The 19806-nt window shown below is 69.8% G+C and carries 19 protein-coding genes and 3 pseudogenes; 9 read left to right on the top strand and 13 right to left on the bottom strand.

Features of this window, described 5'->3' with window-relative positions:
- Nucleotides 1-9 precede the first annotated feature (9 nt).
- From K4B79_RS09945 to K4B79_RS09935, 3 genes are all read left to right on the top strand, one after another.
- A complete protein-coding gene (locus K4B79_RS09945) occupies nt 10-1038 on the top strand; it encodes an ABC transporter substrate-binding protein (protein WP_232026091.1) in 1029 nt (342 codons plus the stop codon).
- A 74-nt stretch (nt 1039-1112) separates the two neighbouring features.
- Nucleotides 1113-2078 (top strand): FecCD family ABC transporter permease, encoded by a 966-nt coding sequence (locus K4B79_RS09940; protein ID WP_232026248.1) that lies wholly within the window; start codon nt 1113-1115, stop codon nt 2076-2078.
- Complete coding sequence (locus tag K4B79_RS09935) at nt 2075-2878, top strand: ABC transporter ATP-binding protein (RefSeq protein WP_232026090.1); 804 nt, start codon at nt 2075-2077, stop codon at nt 2876-2878. The genes K4B79_RS09940 and K4B79_RS09935 overlap by 4 nt, the downstream gene beginning before the upstream one ends.
- Nucleotides 2879-2908: 30 nt before the next feature.
- On the opposite strand, the gene K4B79_RS09930 is transcribed toward K4B79_RS09935, so the two are convergent.
- The 3 genes from K4B79_RS09930 to K4B79_RS09920 form a co-directional block, all read right to left on the bottom strand.
- Nucleotides 2909-3502 carry a DJ-1/PfpI family protein gene (locus K4B79_RS09930; RefSeq protein WP_232026088.1) on the bottom strand — a complete coding sequence of 198 codons (594 nt, stop codon included), beginning with the start codon at nt 3500-3502 and terminating at the stop codon, nt 2909-2911.
- Between the two features lie 206 nt (nt 3503-3708).
- Entirely contained in the window at nt 3709-4404 is a 696-nt protein-coding gene (locus K4B79_RS09925; protein ID WP_232026247.1) for a sigma-70 family RNA polymerase sigma factor, read from the bottom strand.
- A 152-nt stretch (nt 4405-4556) separates the two neighbouring features.
- Nucleotides 4557-5330 carry a hypothetical protein gene (locus K4B79_RS09920; RefSeq protein WP_232026086.1) on the bottom strand — a complete coding sequence of 258 codons (774 nt, stop codon included), beginning with the start codon at nt 5328-5330 and terminating at the stop codon, nt 4557-4559.
- Nucleotides 5331-5629: 299 nt separating this feature from the next.
- Here K4B79_RS09920 and K4B79_RS09915 point away from each other — a divergent pair, with 299 nt between their 5' ends.
- Nucleotides 5630-6370: a class I SAM-dependent methyltransferase gene (locus K4B79_RS09915; protein WP_232026084.1), complete on the top strand. Its 741-nt coding sequence runs from the start codon at nt 5630-5632 to the stop codon at nt 6368-6370.
- A gap of 79 nt (nt 6371-6449) precedes the next feature.
- Here the strand turns inward: K4B79_RS09915 and K4B79_RS09910 are convergent, their stop codons facing one another.
- Together K4B79_RS09910 and K4B79_RS09905 are read right to left on the bottom strand one after the other, a co-directional pair.
- Nucleotides 6450-7433: an alpha/beta hydrolase gene (locus K4B79_RS09910; RefSeq protein WP_232026082.1), complete on the bottom strand. Its 984-nt coding sequence runs from the start codon at nt 7431-7433 to the stop codon at nt 6450-6452.
- 185 nt (nt 7434-7618) lie between these two features.
- Entirely contained in the window at nt 7619-8191 is a 573-nt protein-coding gene (locus tag K4B79_RS09905; protein WP_232026080.1) for a YceI family protein, read from the bottom strand.
- 245 nt (nt 8192-8436) lie between these two features.
- Here K4B79_RS09905 and K4B79_RS09900 point away from each other — a divergent pair.
- Nucleotides 8437-9215: pseudogene (locus K4B79_RS09900) on the top strand (phosphotransferase family protein).
- Between the two features lie 94 nt (nt 9216-9309).
- Here the strand turns inward: K4B79_RS09900 and K4B79_RS09895 are convergent.
- The 3 genes from K4B79_RS09895 to K4B79_RS09885 form a co-directional block, all read right to left on the bottom strand.
- Nucleotides 9310-9960: a GNAT family N-acetyltransferase gene (locus tag K4B79_RS09895; protein ID WP_232026078.1), complete on the bottom strand. Its 651-nt coding sequence runs from the start codon at nt 9958-9960 to the stop codon at nt 9310-9312.
- Between the two features lie 132 nt (nt 9961-10092).
- Nucleotides 10093-10725 (bottom strand): restriction endonuclease, encoded by a 633-nt coding sequence (locus K4B79_RS09890; protein WP_232026076.1) that lies wholly within the window; start codon nt 10723-10725, stop codon nt 10093-10095.
- Nucleotides 10726-11067: 342 nt separating this feature from the next.
- Nucleotides 11068-11784 carry an NAD(P)-dependent oxidoreductase gene (locus K4B79_RS09885; RefSeq protein WP_232026074.1) on the bottom strand — a complete coding sequence of 239 codons (717 nt, stop codon included), beginning with the start codon at nt 11782-11784 and terminating at the stop codon, nt 11068-11070.
- A 93-nt stretch (nt 11785-11877) separates the two neighbouring features.
- Between K4B79_RS09885 and K4B79_RS09880 the strand changes: the two genes are divergently transcribed.
- Entirely contained in the window at nt 11878-12561 is a 684-nt protein-coding gene (locus K4B79_RS09880; RefSeq protein ID WP_232026072.1) for a TetR/AcrR family transcriptional regulator, read from the top strand.
- A 63-nt stretch (nt 12562-12624) separates the two neighbouring features.
- Nucleotides 12625-13398, top strand: coding sequence for a class I SAM-dependent methyltransferase (locus K4B79_RS09875; protein ID WP_232026070.1), 774 nt, complete (start codon nt 12625-12627; stop codon nt 13396-13398).
- Here the strand turns inward: K4B79_RS09875 and K4B79_RS09870 are convergent.
- Nucleotides 13368-13934, bottom strand: coding sequence for an MBL fold metallo-hydrolase (locus K4B79_RS09870; protein WP_232026068.1), 567 nt, complete (start codon nt 13932-13934; stop codon nt 13368-13370). The genes K4B79_RS09875 and K4B79_RS09870 overlap by 31 nt on opposite strands.
- Nucleotides 13935-13949: 15 nt before the next feature.
- Between K4B79_RS09870 and K4B79_RS47700 the strand changes: the two are divergent.
- Nucleotides 13950-14255, top strand: a pseudogene (locus tag K4B79_RS47700) (DUF1996 domain-containing protein); the annotation flags it as partial.
- A 26-nt stretch (nt 14256-14281) separates the two neighbouring features.
- Here the strand turns inward: K4B79_RS47700 and K4B79_RS09860 are convergent.
- The 3 genes and pseudogenes from K4B79_RS09860 to K4B79_RS09850 all read right to left on the bottom strand — a co-directional run bounded on the left by K4B79_RS09860 (nt 14282) and on the right by K4B79_RS09850 (nt 18638).
- Complete coding sequence (locus K4B79_RS09860; RefSeq protein WP_232026066.1) at nt 14282-16864, bottom strand: excinuclease ABC subunit UvrA; 2583 nt, start codon at nt 16862-16864, stop codon at nt 14282-14284.
- Between the two features lie 136 nt (nt 16865-17000).
- Nucleotides 17001-17533: pseudogene (locus K4B79_RS09855) on the bottom strand (MarR family winged helix-turn-helix transcriptional regulator).
- A gap of 259 nt (nt 17534-17792) precedes the next feature.
- A complete protein-coding gene (locus K4B79_RS09850) occupies nt 17793-18638 on the bottom strand; it encodes an SDR family oxidoreductase (protein ID WP_232026062.1) in 846 nt (281 codons plus the stop codon).
- Nucleotides 18639-18702: 64 nt separating this feature from the next.
- Here K4B79_RS09850 and K4B79_RS09845 point away from each other — a divergent pair, with 64 nt between their 5' ends.
- A complete protein-coding gene (locus K4B79_RS09845) occupies nt 18703-19038 on the top strand; it encodes a winged helix-turn-helix transcriptional regulator (RefSeq protein WP_232026060.1) in 336 nt (111 codons plus the stop codon).
- Nucleotides 19039-19259: 221 nt separating this feature from the next.
- Here the strand turns inward: K4B79_RS09845 and K4B79_RS09840 are convergent, their stop codons facing one another.
- A complete protein-coding gene (locus K4B79_RS09840) occupies nt 19260-19769 on the bottom strand; it encodes a MarR family winged helix-turn-helix transcriptional regulator (RefSeq protein ID WP_232026058.1) in 510 nt (169 codons plus the stop codon).
- Nucleotides 19770-19806 lie beyond the last annotated feature (37 nt).

Here is a 19806-nt window from a genome sequence, read left to right as displayed (position 1 = left end):
GGAGATCGTGTGCAGACGAAACGGCCCGCTGCCGTGGCCCTGGCCGGCGCCCTGTGCCTGGCCGCCACGGCATGCGGGGCCTCGTCGTCCCCGACGGCCAAGGCCGTCGGGGACGCGAGCGCCCCCGGATATCCGGTCACGCTCAAGAACTGCGGACAGACCACCACGTACACCAAGGCACCCGGCCGGGTGGTCGTGATGAACGGTGCCTCCGTCGCGGAGGTCTCCTCGCTGCTGGCGCTCGGGCTCGGTGACCGGATCGTGGCGAACGGGCAGTCCTACGGCCGCTCCGAGGTCCCGGGCCGGGCCGCGGCCATCAAGAAGCTGCCCACCGGCGACATCAAGCCCAACGACGCCTACGACATCCCCCGCGAGGCCATGCTGGGCCTGAGCCCGGACCTGGTGCTGTCCACCACCTCGTACGGCTTCGACGCCAAGAACGGCTTCGCGACCCGTGACGACCTCAAGGCGGTCGGCGCGAACTCCTATGTGTCCCCCCAGGGTTGTGATCAGGACACCTCCCGCATGACCATCGACGACAGCTATCAGCTGCTGCGCGACCTGGGGAAGATCTTCAACGTCGGCAAGCGCGCCGACAAGCTCATCACCGAGTCGCGCAAACGGATCAGCGACGTGTCGGCCAAGGTGAAGGGCGAGAAGAAGCCCAACGTCATGGTGGTCTTCTCCAACATGAGCATGGGCGGCAACGACTTCAGCTCCATCGCGGCCCACGGCATCTGGAACGACGTCCTCGCCAAGGCGGGCGGCAGCAACGCCTTCTCCTCCACCTCCAAGACCGCCTTCGCCGACCTGAGCAAGGAGAAGGTCGCCGCCGAGCAGGTGGATGCCCTCGTGGTGATCAGTTACAACGACCCGAACCCCGAGGCGTACGCCCGCAAACTGCTCAAGGAGTTCCCCCAGTGGCCGGCCGCGAAGAACAAGCGCTCCCTCGTGCTGTCCGACTCGATCTACCTCGGGCCCAGCAACGACCTGGCCGTGGAGAAGATCGCCAGGATGCTGCACCCGAACGCCCTCTGACCCGACCGGACCGGCCCAAACGGCTGAACCCCGTGCTGGTGCTGGTGGTGCTGGTGGCCGTGCTCCTGGGCGCCATGATCGTGGCGATCAGCATCGGTGCGGTGACCGTGCCGGTGGCCGACGTGTGGCGGATCATCTGGCGGCACCTGACCGGCGGCGGGCTGGGCGTGGATCCCGCCACGGACCAGATCGTCTGGAACTTCCGCACGCCGCGCGTGGTGCTGGCCGCGCTGGTCGGCGCGGGACTCGCCATCGCCGGGGTCGTGCTGCAGGCCGTCGTCGCCAACCCGCTCGCCGACCCCTACGTGCTGGGCGTCTCGTCCGGTGCCTCGCTGGGCGCCGTGCTCGTCATCACGCTCACCAGCGGCGCGCTCGGCGGGCTCGGGGTCTCCTCCGCCGCCTTCCTCGGTGCCGCGGCGGCGGCCGCCCTGGTCTTCCTCCTCGGCCAGAAGCAAGGACGCCTCGCACCCACGCGTCTGGTTCTCTCCGGAGTGGCCGTGGGCTACCTGTTCCTGGCCGCCACCAGCTACCTGCAGCTGCGGGCCACCCCGACCGAACTGCGCACGGTCATGTTCTGGATGCTGGGCAGCGTCGCCGGCGCCCAGTGGGGACAGCTTCCCATCGTCACCACCGTCGTCCTCACCACCACCGTGGTCCTCACCCTCTTCGGCCGCCGGCTCAACGCCCTGCTCGTCGGCGACGAGTCCGCCACCGCCCTCGGCGTCGACGTGCACCGCCTGCGCGCCCTCCTGCTGGCGCTGTCCTCCCTGGTGACCGGTACGGTCATCGCCGTCGCCGGCGGGATCGGCTTCGTCGGCCTGATGATCCCCCACCTGGTACGGCTCACGACCGGCGCCGACCACCGCCGACTCCTTCCCCAGTCCGCCCTGGTCGGCGCCATCTACCTGGTCGTCGTCGACCTGCTCTCCCGCACCGTGAACCGCCCCAACGAACTACCCCTCGGCATCCTCACCGCCCTGTTCGGGGCACCCTTCTTCCTGTGGCTGCTGCGCCGCAACAAGAGCCTGGACACCGTATGAAGCTCACCGTCGAACAGATCCACGTCGAGCTCGGGCACCGCCCGATCCTCCACGACGTGAACCTGGAGGCCCAGCCCGGCGACATCGTCGGCCTCATCGGCCCCAACGGCAGCGGCAAGTCCACGCTGCTGCGCACCGTCTACCGCTCCCTGCGCCCCCACCGTGGCGTGGTGCGGGTGGACGGCGACGACGTATGGACCCTGACCGCACGCCGCGCCGCCCGCCGCACCGCCGCCGTCCTCCAGGACGCCAGCAGCAGCCCGACCGGCATGTGCGTCACCGAGATCGTGGCTCTCGGACGCACCCCGCACCACGGACTCATCGGCCGCGACAGCAGCGACGACCGCGAAGCCGTGGACGAGGCTCTCGACCTGTGCGGAATCCGGCACATGGCCGACCGCGACGTCACCTGCCTGTCCGGCGGCGAACGCCAGCGCGTACTGCTGGCGCGCGCGCTCGCCCAGCGGCCCCGGCTCCTCGTCCTGGACGAGCTCACCAACCATCTGGACATCCGCGCCCGCTTCGAACTCCTCGACCTCATCCGGGCGACCGGCATCACGACCCTCGCCGTCCTGCACGACCTCGACCTCGCCGCCCGCCTGTGCGACCACCTCGTCGCACTTCACGAGGGCCAGGTGGTGGCCGCGGGCCCGATCCTGGACGTGCTGACCCCCGGTCTGCTGCGTGAGGTGTTCGGGGTGGCCGCGACCGCGGACCGTCACCCCGACGGCGTCGTACGCATCACCTACGCGGCCCAGCCTCTCGCCCTGGAGCGGCTGTCGGAGGCCAAGGTCGGCTGACGGGCCGAAGGTCAGCCGACGGGCCGAAGGTCAGCCGACGGGCCGATCGTACTGCGTCCCCTGGCGGACCTCGGCCGCCGCCTCCGCGCTGTCCAGCCGCTCCACCAGGTGGAAGGCCATGTCGATGCCGGCGGACACTCCCGCGCTGGTGACGATGTCGCCGTCGTCGACGTACCGGTCGGTGGCGCGGACGTCGATCGTGTCGTCGATGGCCGCCAGTTTCCCGGCGAAGTCGCGGTGCGTGGTCGCGGGACGCCCCTTCAGCAGCCCGGCCGCCGCCAGTACGAGCGAGCCGGTGCACACGCTCGCCAGCAGCACCCCCTGCTCGTGCAGTCGCGTCAGCCAGCTCAGATGTGCGTTGTCCTGCTTCAGCACACGCGTGCCGTCACCGCCCGGGTGGATCAGCACGTCGAGTGCGGGGGCCGTGGCAAGGCCGTGATCCACACCCAGGCGAAGTCCCTTGGCACAGCGCACCCACCCCTCCTCTCGACCGACGGTGACCAGGCGGACGGGCGCCGTGGCGACGTGCGCGGCCCAGAAACCGAGAACCTCCCACGGTCCGGCGACATCGAGTTCCTCGGCGTCCTCGAACACGAAGACACCGACGGTCAGAGAAGACCCCATGCCGACAAGCTCACCAACTCTCCCTGCGGGCCGACCGGTTCCGACCCCACCCTGTCACGCGTACCGACGCCGGTACGCGTGAGGCACGACCTGAAGAACCCGAAGGAATGACTCCCGCGGTGGTGACACGGCCATCCTTGTCCATGGTGGTGGCCCTTCGCCGGGGACCCCCCTGGGAGGCTCGGTGCACGCACCGAGCCTCCCAGTCAGGCCGCCGCAGCCACCAGGACGGCTGCTTCCGAGTCCGGCGGGCGGATGACCGACGGCGGAGCGGCACTGTCCGTACCGGGCCGCTCCGGATCGGCGAGCAGTTCCAGCAGCGTGGCGCGGGCCCGGGCCACGCGGGAACGGATCGTCCCGACCGGGCAGTCGGTGGCGTCGGCCGCTTCCGTGTACGACAGGCCGAGCAGCTGGGTGAGGACGAACGCCTCGCGGCGCTCGTCCGGCAGCGTGGCCAGCAGGTCGAGGAGCGCGATGCCCTCCTCGAACCCCGGCACGTCGACCGGCTGGGTCTGTTCGGCAGCCAGCCGCCAGTCATGACGATCGGCCAGGCGGGGCCGCGCGGCGGCACGCCGGAAATCATCGATCACAGCCCGGCGCGCGATCGACAGCAGCCAAGCCCGGGCCGAGGAGCGCCCCTCGAACCGGTGCAGACTGCCCAGCGCCCGTATGAACGTCTCCTGGGTCAGGTCGTCCGCCGACTGCGGGTCCGCGCTCAAGTGCGCGACGTAGCGCAGCACGTCGCAGTGCAGGGCACGGATGAACCGCTCGACGGCATCCGGATCACCGCCTCGGGCGGCCAACGCCCATCCGGTGATCAGTCGGTCGACTTCTTCGGTGTTGTCGTGCTTCTTACGTTTCTGGCGGCGCCCACGTAACGCGGGCAGGGCAGGAGCAAGCACCATGTGTCCTTCGCGAATCACGCATGGAACGGCGGCAAGCGGACACGCCGGTTCCAGCAACAAGCGGACGGCGACCGTGCGCAGGCACGGCCGCGAACCGAGGCGAGGTGTCGACGACGACACCCGAAAGCGGCCTCGGGAAACCTGCTGTCCTAGACGACAGCGGTCCTCGATGGAGGCCCCCGCCTGGTGATCGCGTGAACGAGATGAAGACGGTACGGCGCCCAGCGCGAACGGCTCCGCCGCACCAGACGGCGCGGGCGACGCGGCAGCGCGGGCAGGACACGCACCAACCGCAACGGCGCGGCCAGCCACCCACCCACGGCCCGCAGCAGACGGTACGCGGCACGCTCGCCGTACCCCAGCCACAGGCCGCACAGCACGGCAGCCACCAGGTGAGCCCCGGACATGCCGAGCGACGGCATACCGCTCACCAGCCAGTACCCCAGCCCGGCGTCGTCGCCCGGGCCGATGTGACTCGCGTGGCTCATACCCATCTGCATCGGCATGGACGTGGAGTGCGCGTGCATGCCGCTCATGTCAACGGAGGACATGTCCACGGAGCTCATGTCCATGGAAACCATGTCCCTGGAACCCATGTCGTGCCCCATGGAGCCCATCCGCATCGTGCCCATGCCATCACCGGCCGAGCCCGAGGCCGTCGGCGCCACCGCCGACTGCGCAAGCGAGAAACCCCAGTGGAGCACTGTCTGGCCCCCGACCACGAGCGCCGCGATCAGCGTCAGCCCGCGTTCCCGGCCGGCCAACACCCAGCCGACACCGCCCGTCGCCACGAACCCGCCCACCAGCGCCCACCAGGGCATGGCGCAGCCCGACATCATCACGTGCCCGACGGCAGCAAGCAGCACGCACACGGCCGCGAACACTGCGGCCCGTACCGTACGCGCACACCACCCGGCATCCATGACAGGCTTCATCCTTGCACCCGAAGTGCCGTCGTTACGGATCAGTACGCAAATTCACCGGGTGCCCCACTCAAAGAGACCGATGTGATTCAACACCTGGCCAAGCCGGGGAACTCAGCGCGTCTTCGAGCCGACTCCCTAAAGGGAGTCCCATCTTCTATGCGGTTCCTCTACGGTCGTAGCGGCCCCGATATGGGCGGCGGTGCCGTGGGATGTCAACGCGCGAGACAGGGAGGCGAGAGCCGGCCAGTGCCCTAATCGTGTTGACCGCTCCCGGCAGACAGTGCTGGAGTCGGCACGTGGACAGCATCCCCGCCAACCGGCGGCTCTGGAACCAGATCAGCAGCGCCTACCAGCACAAGCACGACCCGCAAATCGGCGCCACACCCCGGCTGTGGGGCATGTACTCCATCCCCGACGCGCACCTGCGAGCCCTGGGCGACGTCACCGGCAAGCGCGTCCTCGAACTCGGCTGCGGCGCCGGCCAGTGGTCCAGGGCGCTCGCCGCCGAGGGCGCCACCGTGGTCGGGTTCGACCTCTCCGAAGCCCAACTCACCGCAGCGGCCCGTGCGATGGGAGCGGCCCGCTACCCGCTGGTGCAAGGCGCCGCCGAACAGCTCCCCTTCGCCGCCGACAGCTTCGACGTCGTGTTCTGCGACTTCGGCGGGCTGAGCTGGGCGCCTCCGCACCTGGCCGTCCCGCAGGCCGCACGTGTCCTGAACCGAGGTGGGCGCCTGGTGTTCAACGTCGCCAGCCCCTGGTTCGAAGCTTGCTACGACGAGGCCGCCAGCCGCGTGACCACGACGCTGCAGCAGGACTACTTCGGGCTCAACACCATCGCCGAAGACGACGGCGCGACCAGCTATCAGCTCACCTACGGCGACTGGGTCAGGGTCCTGCGCGGCGCGGGTCTCGTCATCGACGACCTCATCGAGCCGCGCCCCGAACCCGGAACACCCAACGGCTACAACGAAACCGACCCACCCGACTGGGCGCACCACTGGCCGGCGGAACTGCTCTGGGTAACCCACAAACCGTAAGTTCCGCCGCGCCGAGACGTTACGCCGACGCCCGGCAGAGCCACACTTTGGCCTGTGATTTCTTCGAGCCCTATTCCGCCTACGCTGCAAGCGTGTCCAGGATGTCTGCGACCGGGATGGGATCCAGAGGGCCGACGTGCGACGCGCCGGGAAAATCGTGCACGCGGAACTTGTTGCCGGGCGTGAACGCGTCGGCTTCCGCGATCATTCTGTCCTGGAGTGCGGTGGCGATGGTCCGGTCGTTGCCGAAACGCAGGTAGGCGCGGGGAATGCGTCCCCACCCACCAACCCGGCCGACCGCTCGGCCCGCATAAGCGGCGATGGGCTCGTCGGTCTGCATTTCGGCCAGTATCCGGCGGAATTCAGCGTCGGAATAGTCCGCGCAGATCATCTCCTTCAGCAGGGCCAGCTCACGGCTGTCACCTGTCCGGAAGTTCAGACGCAATACACCCAGCCGGTCCGGGTCACCCACCGTCAACTCGACCGGGCTGACGGCGTTCGCGTTCTCGGGCGCCGCCGTGCAGGCGTCCGCTGTGGGCAGGACGCGGCTGGGACAGAAGGCCGCCATGTAGCAAATGTGGTGCAGCAGATGCGGGACGGCGTCACCGACACGGCTGACCGATACACCACCCAGGCTGTGCCCGACCAGCACCACCGGGCCGTTCCGTGCCGCCCACCGCACGATGCCCGTGACGCGCGCCTCGTAGTCCTCCAGCCCGAGGCCCTTCAGTGGAGAGGGCTCGACCGCCATCGCTGTGAGGTCCTGCCGCTGATACGACTCCGGCACGAAAGCCTCCGCGCCGTGCCGCGGCTGGTCCACCATGACGACGCGGTGACCGCGCAGCGTCAGCTCCCGAGCGATCGGCATCCAGAAGGCGCCGGCGCTGTGGGTACCGTGCACCAGCACGTAGGTGGTGGGCCCGCGACGCGGGTCCGCCGCGGCCGGCGAGGCTCCGAGCCCGGTGGCCAGTGCCGCGCCACCCACCGCGACGCCCAGCCCACGCAATGCCGTCCGCCTGGTGGTGCCCGTTCGTTCTTCGTTCGTGTCATCCATCATGAGCACGACGCTATAAACGGCCCGCTCGGCTCACCAGCGGTCCAGCACCACCACAGGGGTAGACCCAACACCACCTTCCGACACACCTGTTCCCCGTGGTCTGGAAGCGCGGCGGGCGACTTTGGCAGGGCGACGCGTGCGGGCCGAGTGCTGAGCCGCTTTCGAGCAACCGGCCTGCCTCGTCCAACGGGTTACGCAGCATCTGCGCGGGACGGCTGAACGGCGGAGACGTCGAGACTCAACTTCACCTTGTCGCTGACAAGAGCGCCGCCGGTCTCCGCGAGGGTGCTCCAGCCAAGTCCCCAATCGGACCGGCGCACGATGGCCGTACCGGAGAAGCCGACACGCTGGCGTCCGAGGTCGTCCCGGACGGCTCCCCCGAACTCGAGGTCCATATGAAGCGGGAGTTCTACGTCTTTGATCCTGAGATAGCCCGACATCCGGAACTGGGCTTCTCCGTGGTCTGCGAGGGCTACGGAACGGAACGCCATCAGCGGATACGTGGCGGCGTCGAGGAAGTCCGGACCCAGGAGGCGGGCGTCCCTGTCCGGTGTCCCTGTGCTCAGACTGCCGCTTTGGATGCTCAGATAGGCCTCCGAGCGAGTCGGGTGGGTCCCGTCCAGTTTGACAAGCCCTTCGAATGCGGCGAACCGCCCACGCACATTCGCGATCACGGCATGCCGGACGGAGAAACCGATGGTGCTGTGTGCCGGGTCAATGGTGTAAACGCCGGTCAGCGCTGTGTACGGGACGGCGGTCGACATGAGTGTGTCCTTCGTGGTTGCTGATCACGACGATCAGGCCCGATGAGAGCCGTCGCCGTATCTCTGCGAATAGCGTGGCGGACCGCGGCCGAAGAATGCCGAACCCGGTCCCCACGAGAGGAGACAGGACAAAGCCCCCTCGTGTGACAAGCACGGGACGTGCCGGCCGGGGCGCCACGATCGACCTGGACGCGCGCCATCGCCCACCTGAGACGGCGGATGTCCGACCACTGACACTGGCTTGGGTGAGCCGGCACTTGGAGGTCGGCGAACAGGTCGTCAAAACCGAGGCGTTGCACGGTGGCATCACCGCCGAAGTGCGGCGGCTGACCATCGACGGGCGGGACGGCGACACCCGCGACCTGGTGCTGCGGACCTTCGTCAACGTGGGGCACGCCGAGGGCTGGCTGAACAGGGAGGCCGGTGCCCTGTCCTTGCTCACGGGGACCGACGTGCCGGCGCCTGGACTGGTCGCGGTTGATCCGACCGCCGCGCACGACCCGCCGAACGACCCCAAAAGTATGTGACGTTGACGACCGCCGTCGTGCCTCCGAGGGGCGCCGACGCGACGGCATGGGCCGAGGCGATCGACGTGATCCGCGGGCCCGCGCCGCCCTATGAAGGTCGATTCCTGCACCGGGACTTCCACCCCGGCAACGTGCTGTTCGACGTGCCGCCCCCAAGTCCCGAAGGCGCCCGGATCACCGGCGTCGTCGACTGGGCAGCGACCTCCTGGGGCCCGGCGGATCTCGATGTGGCGCACTGCTCCACCAATCTCGCGCTGCTGCACGGCCCGGCGTGGGGCCTGCGATTCACTGAGGCGTATGAAGCGGCCGGCGGGTTGCTGGCCGCGGCCACGAGCGAACGGCTGTACTGGCAGGTGCGGGACGCGCTGGCGTGCTCGGAAGAAGTGCGGTTGCTGGCGCGGTCATGGCGGGAGGCGGGGAGGACGGAGCTGACGACGCGAGCCGTGGAGGCGCGGTTGGATGCCTACGTCACCGCGCTGTTGGAGGCGCTGGGCTGAGCCGAGGCGGTTCGCGGCGCGGCAGCGGCAGCGAACCGCCATGACCCCGCCGGCCCGGGGTCCAGTAGGCCGCGACCCACACTGGGCTCATGCCTCAACCCGAACCCTGGTCTCGCACCGCGCCGGTCAGCGGGCTCAGAACGCGCCAGCCCAAGCGCTCGTACAGCGCCCGCCCCTCCGGCGTCGCACCCAACACACCCGCAGTGGCGCCCTGTCCGGCCGCCGCGTCGGCGAGCGTACTCATCACCAGGCGCCCCAGGCCGCGACGTTGGTGAGCCGGATCGGTCTCCACCTGGTCGACAACGGCGGCGGAGCCGGTGACGGCGACCTGGCCACGCGCGGCGAAAGCACCGTCGGAGGTGCGCACCAGGGTGCGGATCACGCCGGCACGGTTCCAGGTGTGCAGCCGGTACCCGTCGGGGACCTCGGCGTGGGTGGCGCGCAGCGCGGCGGACATGAGGAAGCCGGGGCCACCCGCCAGAGACCAGCCGGGGGCCAGCCAGGGTGTGAGCGTCTCCGGAGACACGAACGTCTTCAGCCAGACGCCCGGGGCCGTGGTGTTTTCGGTGATTTTGCGGACGGTCGCCTCGTCGGCGGTGGTGAGGACGTGACGCATGACGTGCTGGGAGAGGCCGACGTCGATGGTGAAACCCCAAGGGCTGGACTCCGGTTCAGCCGCGCCACGTGAAAGGGCCCAGCCGTCGACCCATGCTCCTACCGCTTCGGCCTTTTCCTTGAAAGTCAAAACCCCTCCCGATGTAAGCAATGAATCCGTAGTGCATCCATTACATCAGGACGAGAGCGGCCCAGCGGTCCTCCTTGCTGACGCCGCCGATTCCGGATACCGGTAGTGGCCGCCGGCGCTCCGGCCACCCCGTCAGGAGAGCGCTGACGGCCTACGCGGGGGCGGCAGAGCCCGCAGCAGTTCCCACAGCGGCCGCGACCCCGCAGCCCACTCCCCCAGGACCCGTCGGTCGACCAGGTGGAGCCGCTGCTGCCGGGCGAAGTCCCGGCCGGGCTGGGTGATCCTGCCGTTGGTCACCATCACCACGACGTCCGCCCCATGCACCGGGCGACCGGTCCCGTTCAGCACCTGAAGATCCGGCGTGCCCACGGCCGCGCCCCGGTCGCCGTTCCCGCGGTGCTTGCACTGGATCACCCAGCGCCGCCCCAGAGGGTCCGTGGCCTTCACGTCCGCCCCCAGGTCACCCTGCCCGCCGACCTGCACGGCGTCCGTACAGCCGTCGCGGTACATCAGGTCCCGGATCGCGTGCTCGAACTGCCGGTGCGTCAGCGCGTCCAACTGCGCCAGCCCGTACCGCAGGGCACGCGCCCGCGCCTGCTCCCACCGGGCCCGCTGGACCCGCCGCTGCCACCACCCGGCACCGGCCAGTACGGCGAGAACCGCGGCGACGAGCAGCACCCACCAGTGGACGAGCAGCCAGTTCACCACCGTCACGACCAGAGCCACCCCAGCCACGGCGGCGACCACGAGGACGCCGAACTGCATGTCCCTCTGTTGCTGCCGGCGCGTCCTGCGGCGCGGGCGGCGGCTCACCTGCCGCCGCCCATCCCGACCACGGCCAACGCGCCCACGGCTAAGACGGTCATCTCCCGGCACGCCCCCTGCGCCCACCGGGAATGCGCCCGAACGACGGTCCCGTCCGCGCGCTGGTACTTGTCGATCCAGACCACCGTGTACGTCCTCTCCCTCGCCGCCGATCCCCGCGCAACAGACCATGCTTGCATCCGCCACCGACAACGCCAGGCCTTCAACAGGCCAGCCCTCCACGGAGATTGAGCCCCGGAGCTGCCTGCCGGGCCAGTGCCGGCGGCGCCGTCGCCCCCCGTATCAGGCGTGGTCGGAGGCGCCGCCCGCATGGGCGACCGCGCTGGGAGTTCGGCAGCCGACGATCGCGGGGGCCTCCTGGACGAGCGCGTCGTCGGTGAGCGCTTCGACCATGAACAGTGCGAAGTCCACCCGGCGCGTCAGATTGCCGGCCAGGACCGGATCCCCCACATGCCGGCTCCACACGGGCAGGCCCTGGCTTTCGCCCTCCTCCAGACTGCTGCCGCGCACCACGGTCCACCGCGTGCCGCTGGCGAACACCCGTCGGCACGCCTCCACCTGGTCGTCGATCTCCACGGCGCGGACGAGCTTGGCCAGCACGGCGGCGATCCGGACGCCCATGGTGAACATGCGCGAGTACTTGTCCTTGCCGTCGCGCGTGATGTGCCAGCCGCAGGAGAAGACCAGGCGCGCGCCCGGCCGCGCGTGGTCGAGTACCGCCTGCGCCGTGCCGGACGCGTACTGCTGCACGCCCCAGGGCGCCAGCACCGTCAGCACCCCGTCGCACCCGGCGACCGCCCGCCTGATCACCTCCGGGTCGTTCGTGGGTCCGGGGACCACGGTCATCCGGCCTTCGAACGCGGCCAACTTGGGCACGCTGCGCTCCCGGCACACGCCGACCACCTCGTAGCCGCGTTCCAGCGCGTGCCCGACCATGTACTGGCCGAGCTTCCCCGATGCCCCGACGATGCAGACCTTCTTCACACGATCCGTGCTCATGCCGCATCCCCTTTGCCGGACTGCCGACCTTATGTTGTAAGGCAAGCTATCCTTATGCTGTAAGGCGGTCAAGGGAAGGAAAAGGAGGGGCGGATGCTCGAGGGAGGCAAGGGCCGGCGAAGGGCGTCGGCGCGCACCCCGCTCAGTCGCGAGCGCGTCATTCGTACGGCGCTGGCGGTCGCCGACGAGAAGGGATCGGCCGCGCTCACCATGCGGGCCATCGCCGAACCGCTGGGAGTGGAGGCGATGTCGCTCTATCACCACGTGGCAGGCCGGGAGGACATCCTCGACGGCATGGTGGACGCGGTCTTCGGCGAGATCGACCTGCCGCGGCGCGACACGGACTGGAAAACCGCCATGCGCCACCGCGCGGTCTGCGCCCGTACCGTCCTGCGGCGCCACCCGTGGTCCATCGGCCTGTTGGACTCCCGCTCCCAGCCCGGCCCCGCGACCCTGCGCCACCACGACGCCGTCATCGGCGCGTTGCGCGCAGGAGGATTCTCCGTCCGCATGGCCGCACACGCCATCTCGCTGATCGACAGCTACCTCTACGGCTTCGTACTCCAGGAGCTGAGCCTGCCGTTCACCGGCGCGGCGGAGCTCAACGAGGTCACTGACGCCATCCTGCGCGACATGCCCGCCGACGAATACCCCCACCTCACCGAGCTGGCCACCGAGCACGTCCTCAAACCCGGCTACGACTACGCCGACGAGTTCACCTTCGGTCTCACCCTCATCCTCGACGCCCTCCACCCGGACGAGACCGCGAGCGCCTGAACGCGTGCCGTGACGCGGAAATGGATTGATCACCGTCCGTCTCCGTGGCTAGCGTTGCCCGCCGTGACGACGATCCCAGGAGCCGCCGACTGGCGCGCGGCCAACCGCGCCAACTGGGATGAACGCGTCCCCATCCACACGTCCGGCCCGTTCTACGACCTTCCCGCCTTCGTCGCGGGCAAGGACACGCTCCGGGACTTCGAGGTCGCCGAGGTCGGTGACGTCCAGGGCAGGACTCTGCTCCACCTGCAATGCCATATCGGACTGGACACCCTGTCCTGGTCCCGACGCGGAGCCACCGTCACCGGTCTCGATTTCTCCCCGGCCGCCGTCAAGGTCGCCGGCGACCTGGCCGCGCGGATCGGCGCCGCCACCGCCCGCTTCGTGACCGCCGATGTGTACGACGCCGTCCAGGCCCTGGACGGGCAGCGCTTCGACATCGTCTACACCGGCTTCGGCGCGCTGTGCTGGCTTCCGGACATCGCCGGCTGGGCACGTACGGCTGCCGCGTTGGTCGCCGAAGGGGGCTTCCTCTACCTGGCCGAGTACCACCCGGTCGCCGACCTGCTCGCCGACGACGGCACGATCGAGCAGGACTACTTCCACCGCGCCCCGATCGTGGTGGACGCTCCCGGCACCTATGCCGACGCCGCCGCGCCCATGGCCGCCACCGTCACCGTCGAGTGGCGTCATGGTGTCGGCGATGTCGTCAGCGCCTTGACTGCCGCGGGCCTCCGCCTGGAGTTCCTGCACGAGCACGACCACGGCCACTTCCGTCTCCCGGCGGGGCAACGCGTCCCACAGGTCTACTCGTTGCGCGCCGCGGAGGCTGGGTAAACGCCAGTCCCAGCGGTGTGGTCCGCCGGTGACCGCCGTGGATTCGGCGCCTGTCCGGCGAAGTCGAGGCGGTGGGTGAGGCCGGCGTTGGTGAACGCGGTCTCGATGTCGGCGCGGCCTTGCTTAGGTGGGCCCAGCTGTCGTAGTGGGCGGGGATGATCCGGCGGGCAGGGCGGTGAGGGTTCGGTGCTCTGCCAGAACGTCAGTCCGTGGGCGTTCCCGCCGAGGCGGGCGGCGCCGCTGGTGGTGGTGAAGACGACGGGTACGTGGGGCAGGAAGGCGCGGCCGGTGGTGTCGAGGTTGTCGTCGTGGGTGTCGTGGGAGAGCAGGACCGCGTCGAGGGGGCCGAGGTCGGCCGGGGCGACGGCGGACGGTCTGGTCTTGATGAGCTTGTGACCACCGGGGAGGGGCACGGGGTATTCGCCGGGCGGGGCGAAGGTGGGGTTGGTGACGAACCGGAGCCCACCGTACTCGATGAGGGTGGTGGGCCCGCCGTACACACGGACGAGGACCTGCTCGGTGGTGGCACTGGACATTCGAGGGCTCTCCGGTTGCTGGAACTCGGGATCTTGGCGGAGTCGGGCGGTACAAGGAGCTCGCGCGGTCGACAACCAGGGCAGGGTCCGATCCTGACCAGCTGTCGCTGTCAGCGTCGTCGCAGTACGTCAATCGAGGACCGGCAACTGACGGACAAGCACCCGATCCGCCCCGAGGGCGGCAGTGGGGTCCGCACGCCCTTCTTCCAGAGCTGCTGGGTCGGCCAGAACAGCGACAGCGCCAACCACCGCACCCACGTGGCGTTCGTACAGGAGGACGGCACCTGCGCCAACGGCTTCCAGGCCATCCCCCAGCTGCAGGGCGGGCGTACGGCCCGCCCCGGGGCTCACCTCTTCGTCGGGTGCAGGTGGTTGCTGAGGTAGCGGGCGGTGACGCTGAGCGGATCACGCGAGAGGTCGTCGGGCGTTCCGGAGGCGACGACGGTGCCGCCGGCGGCGCCGCCTCCGGGGCCCATGTCGATGACGTAGTCGGCGTTGGCGATCATGTCGAGGTCGTGTTCGATGACGATGACGGTGGCGCCTTTGTCACCCAGCCGCTTCAGGACGTCCAGGAGCGTGCGGATGTCGAGGGGGTGGAGGCCGACGCTGGGTTCGTCGAGGACGAAGAGGGTGTCGGACTGGTTCCGGGTCAGCTCGGTGGCGAGCTTGAGCCGCTGTGCCTCGCCGCCGGAGAGGGCCGGGGTGTCTTCGCCGAGGGTGAGGTAGCCCAGGCCGAGGTCGATGAGCGCCTGGAGCCGGTTCCTCACCCGGGGGATGTCCGCGACCTGTTCGACGGCCTGCCTGACCGTGAGGGCAAGCAGGCCGGGCAGACTGACCCCGTCGGCCGGGCCGTCGGGGGTCGCGCGGAGGATGTCGGCCGCCTCGGGGGCGTAACGGGTGCCGTCGCAGGCGGGGCAGGCGATGTCGACGTCGGGCAGGAACTGGACGTCGAGGGAGACCTGTCCGGTGCCCTCGCAGCGGGGGCAGCGCAGGGAGCCGGTGTTGTAGGAGAAGTCCGCGGCGGTGAGCCCGCGCTGCCTGGCGGTGTCGGTGGTGGCGTAGGCGCGGCGCAGGTCGTCGAGGATACCGCTGTAGGTGGCCACGGTGGAGCGGACGTTGGTGCCGATGGGGGTGGCGTCGACCATGTTGACCCGTGTGAGGGACCGCGCGTCCACCGCGGTGACGTGGTCGGGCAGGGCGCTGCCCGCCGTTGTCGCCCGGAGCGCGGGGACGAGACTTTCGAGAATCAGGGTGGTCTTGCCCGATCCGGACACACCGGTGACGGCGGTCAGGCGGCCTCGCGGGATGTCGACGTCCAGGGCGTGCACGGTGTGCAGCGGACGGGTGGACAGATGGATGCGGCCCTGGTCGAACATCTCGTCACGGTCGGCCCGCGTGCGGACGAGGACGGGTTCGCGCCCGGTGAGAAATCCGCCGATCAGGGAGTCGGGGTCCTTGCCGAGGGTGGTGACGTCGCCCGTGGCCAGGACGGTGCCGCCCTCGGTGCCGGAGCCGGGGCCGATCTCGATGAGCCAGTCGGCCTCGCGCAGGACCTGGACGTCGTGGTCGACGAGCACGACGGAGTTGCCGTCGCGCAGCAGGTCGCGCATGACGCCGAGCAGGCCGTCCACGTTCGAGGGGTGCAGGCCGATGGAGGGTTCGTCGAGGACGTAGAGCACTCCGGTGGTCTGGTTGCGTACCGCGCGGGCCAGCTGGACGCGTTGCCGCTCGCCGGTCGAGAGGGTTGAGCTCGCCCGGTCCAGGCCGAGGTAGCCCAGGCCGAGTTCAATCAGGCGGCGAGCCGTTTCCAGCAGGGTGGCAACGATGGTCCGCGCCATGGAGCGCATCTCGGACGGCAGGGTGTCCGCGAGGGTGGGGGCCCAGGCGACGAGTTCGTCGAGGGTCTTCGCGGTGGCCTCGGCGAGGTTGACGCCGTTCACGAGAGTGGCGCGGGCCTGCTCGCTGAGCCGGGCACCGTGGCAGTCCGGGCAGACCTGGGCACTGATGAACCTGTTCACACGGTTCAGTCCGCGTTCGGTGGTGGCGTTGTTCAGTGCCTCCTCCACGGCCCGGCGGGCGTTGCGGTAGGTGAAGTCCAGCTCGAAGTACTTGCCGTTCTTGGACCGCACGCTGATGTGCCGCTGCTCCGCGGGGCCGTGCATGACCACGTCTCGCTCGTGTGTGGTCAGTTGCGCGTACGGCACGTCTGTGCGCACCCCGAGCTCGGCGACCACTTGCGGCATCACCGTCAGCCCGAACATCGACCACGGGGCCACCGCCCCCTCGGCGATGGTGCGTTGCGGATCGGGGACGAGAGCGGCTTCGTCGACCTCCCGGACCGTGCCGGTGCCGGTGCACCGCGGGCACGCCCCGTCGGAGTTGAAGGCCAGCGACTCCGCGCCCGGTGGGTAGAACGTCACCTCGCACGCGGGGCAGGTGAGGGTCAGTCCCGCGGCGACGTCGATCGTCGGGTCCTGGCGGTGGCCGTTGGGGCACAGGTGTGATCCCAGCCGGGAAAACAGCAGGCGGAGCACGTTGAGCAGCTCGGTCGACGTACCGAAAGTGCTGCGCACCCCCGGCACCCCGGGCCGCTGCCGCAGGGCGAGGGCAGCGGGCACGTGCTCGACGCTGTCCACCGCCGCGCGCGGTGCCTGCGCCATGCGTCGGCGGGTGTACGTGGACAGGGCCTCGATGTAGCGGCGTGAGCCCTCCGCGTACAGCACCCCCATCGCCAGCGACGACTTGCCGGAACCGGAGACTCCCGCGACCGCGACGAGTTGGCGCAGCGGCACCGTCACATCGATGTTCTGCAGATTGTGGACCCTCGCGCCGTGCACCTGGATGGCCAACGGCGGATCCGCCGCATCCGCACGTCGCGCGCCCAGGGCCCCGGCTCGCTCGGCCCCGCCCGCTACCTCGTCGTACGCCATCGCTTCCGCCTCCTGGGTGCCGTCCGAGGCTCTTCGGCCGCCGGACCGATCGGCTGCCCGTTGCGTCAGCCCGATCTCCCCACTATAAAACAATCCTCAGAAGTTGCTTCCATGGAATATAAATAGCACGGTCGGGTCAGCCGTCACGGGCCGCGGGGAGGTCCACCGTCCACCCCAGCGGGTGCGCCACGTCGTCGACCGCGGAACCGACGACTCTCCCCCGGCTTCGTTGAAGGCGGCGAGGCCTTCCATGAGTGCCAGACGCCGCGCCGGGGTGAGTCGTTCGACGATCGCGCCGATCTCGGTGCGCCGTCGGGCGGTGACGTCCTGGACCGTACGCCGGCCTTCCTCGGTGAGCTGCAGGAGAGTCTCGCGGCGGTTGTCGGGATTGAGGTGCCGCTCGGCCAGCCCGGCCGCAATCAGCCGGTCCACCATCCGCATCGCGGTGGAAGGCGCCACCTGGAGCAGGTCTGCGAGCGCGACCAGCTTGGTGGCCCCGCGCGTGGACAGCATCACCAGCATCCTGAACTGAGGAAGCATCACGCGTTCCTCGACCGCGGCGAGGGAGCGGGCGGAGAGCGTCACCAGCAGTCGCGACGCGGTCGGCACCGCACGGGTCACCACGTCAACATCGCCCATCGCCCCCGCGGGGACCTCACGCTCCGGCATACGCTCCTTCTACCGTGCCGAAGTCGGCGCGCCTCGCCAGTCCCGAACGGAGGGCCACGGAGGTCCGCTGGGGCTGACGCCTCATTTTGCATCATGCAATTATGGAGCGCAGGGGGCACCGACGACCGATTGACTTCCGGCGCCCAGCAGCTCAGTGGGACGTGAGGGCTTGGCAGACCGCCCATCGAGTAGGTCGGGCCGCCAAGCCCTGACCGACGAACTCGGCCGCCGCCGACCGCGGTTGGCGTTGCGGTTGCGGTCAGAGGCCGATGTCGGTCAGCCACTGTCCGGTGGTGCGGGGGGTGATGCCGAACAGTTTCTGGGCGGAGTTCTCGGGGGTGATCGAGCGGTGCGGAAGCGTGCTCACGCTCGCGTAGAACCCGGCGACGTCGGCGGCGGGACCTTCGCCGATCAGGGGTGCGACGGAGCTGCGGAACTGCTCGGGGGTGAGCTGCTCGAAGGTCACGTCCTTGTCGAAGTGGGCGCCGAACGCCTCGGCCAGGTCCGGTCCGGTGATCGCCGGGTACTGGCCGACGGAGACCGCCCCGGTGATGTCCGGGCGGTCGAACAGGGCGGCGGCGACATCGGCGATGTCCAGGTGCGACGCCCAGGAGGCCGGGAAGTCTGCGCGGATCGGGTAGGGCAGTACGCCTCGCTCGCGGACCGCGTCGAGGACGTACGGCATGAGCAGGTTCTCCAGGTAGAACGTGGGCGTGATCACCGCATGGGACACCCCGGTGTCCGCCAGGCCACCGGCCAGCACCGCGGCCGCGCCGCCGCTTTCGGGGTCGCTCGGGGCGCCGCTGGTGGAGAACACCACTCGGGCCGGGCGGGCCGCGCGGACGGCGGCGAGGATGTTGCGCGCATAGGTCTGGCGGTCCTCTTCGGCGACCACCGGCAGGTGAACGAACACCCCGTCCGCACCGCGGTACGCCTCGGTCAGCTCGGCGGTGGAGCCGTAGCCGGCGACCACGACGCGCTGCGCGCCGGGCACGACGGTGTCCGCGTTTCGGGTCAGAGCCGTCACGGACTTGCCCGCGGCGGAGAGAACGGCGACGACGGGGGCACCCTGGGCGCCGGTGGCGCCGTGAATCACGTAGGTCATGACGTCATTAGTGCATGAGCAGCACCAGTTACATCAACTGCACTAATGGAGTACGGTCAAGAATGTGACTGATCCCTGTCTCCCCGAGTGCGGCGTCGCCCGGTTCCTCACGCTGCTCAACGGCCCGTGGGCCACCCTGATCGTGCGCGAACTGCTGCACGGCCCTCACCGCTTCAACCAGCTGCGTGACGCCCTGCCCGGCATCAGCCCGCACACCCTCACCAGCCGGCTGCGCCAGTTCGAGCGGCACGGCATCGTCACCCGCACGTCCTACGCGGAGATCCCGCCGCGCGTCGAGTACGCGCTGACTCCTCTCGGCGAGGGGTTGCGCGATGTCCTGGACGCCATGGGCACCTGGGCCATGGCGGTGCCGGATGCCGAGGCGGACGCCACCGTCTGACGCGGGCCGCCGACCTTGTCACCGGTGGCGGTGCGCCCCGCCGCTTGTCCGTGCCCGCGACTGTCGAGCGCGGCCAGGAACTCGGCGCCGAGGTGCTCATGGCACCGGCCTCCGACTTCGCGGGCTTCACCTTCGCCCGGCTGCGGGACACCGCCGGCCACCATCCGCTTCACAGGTCATCCCCTTCTACGGCATCGCCGACCGACCGGAGTCGTCGCGGCTCACGACGCCGGGCGGCCGGGCTGCTTCGGCGCCCGCGCGCCCGGGACCGGCGTCTGCCCGGCGGCCTTCCGCTCCGCGTCCAGGGCCCGACCGGCTGCCCGCAGCGTGCTGAGGACCGCCGTCACCTCGCGCACGGACTGCTCGGAGATCACCGACCCGATCCGCAGTTCCAGTTCGTCCTCGAAGACCTTCAGTGCTCCGTCCACCAGTTTCCGTCCCTCGGGTGTCAACTCGACGATCGAGGAACGGCGGTCGTGGGGATTGGCACGCCGCTCACACAGGCCCGCGGTCTCCAGACGGTCGACCACCTTGCTCGTGCCGCCCACGGTGATCGAGAACTCCTCCGCGATGTCCTGGATCCGCGGACCGGGTCGACGCACCAGCAGGTGCAGCACCTCGAACGAGGTCAGCGGCAGGTTGTACTCGGCCCGCAACCGCGTCTCGATGCCGGTCCACAGCTCGATCTCCAGCGAGACCAGCTCCCGGTACAGCCGCTTCAGGTCAGCCATCACACATCTTCCGAAGAACTATCTTCCACAGATGTTT

The organism is Streptomyces lincolnensis, from assembly GCF_021173675.1.
GTDB lineage: Bacteria > Actinomycetota > Actinomycetes > Streptomycetales > Streptomycetaceae > Streptomyces > Streptomyces lincolnensis_B.
The sequence above is the reverse complement of the archived record's forward strand: the minus strand, read 5'-3'. Positions and strand labels throughout refer to the sequence as shown.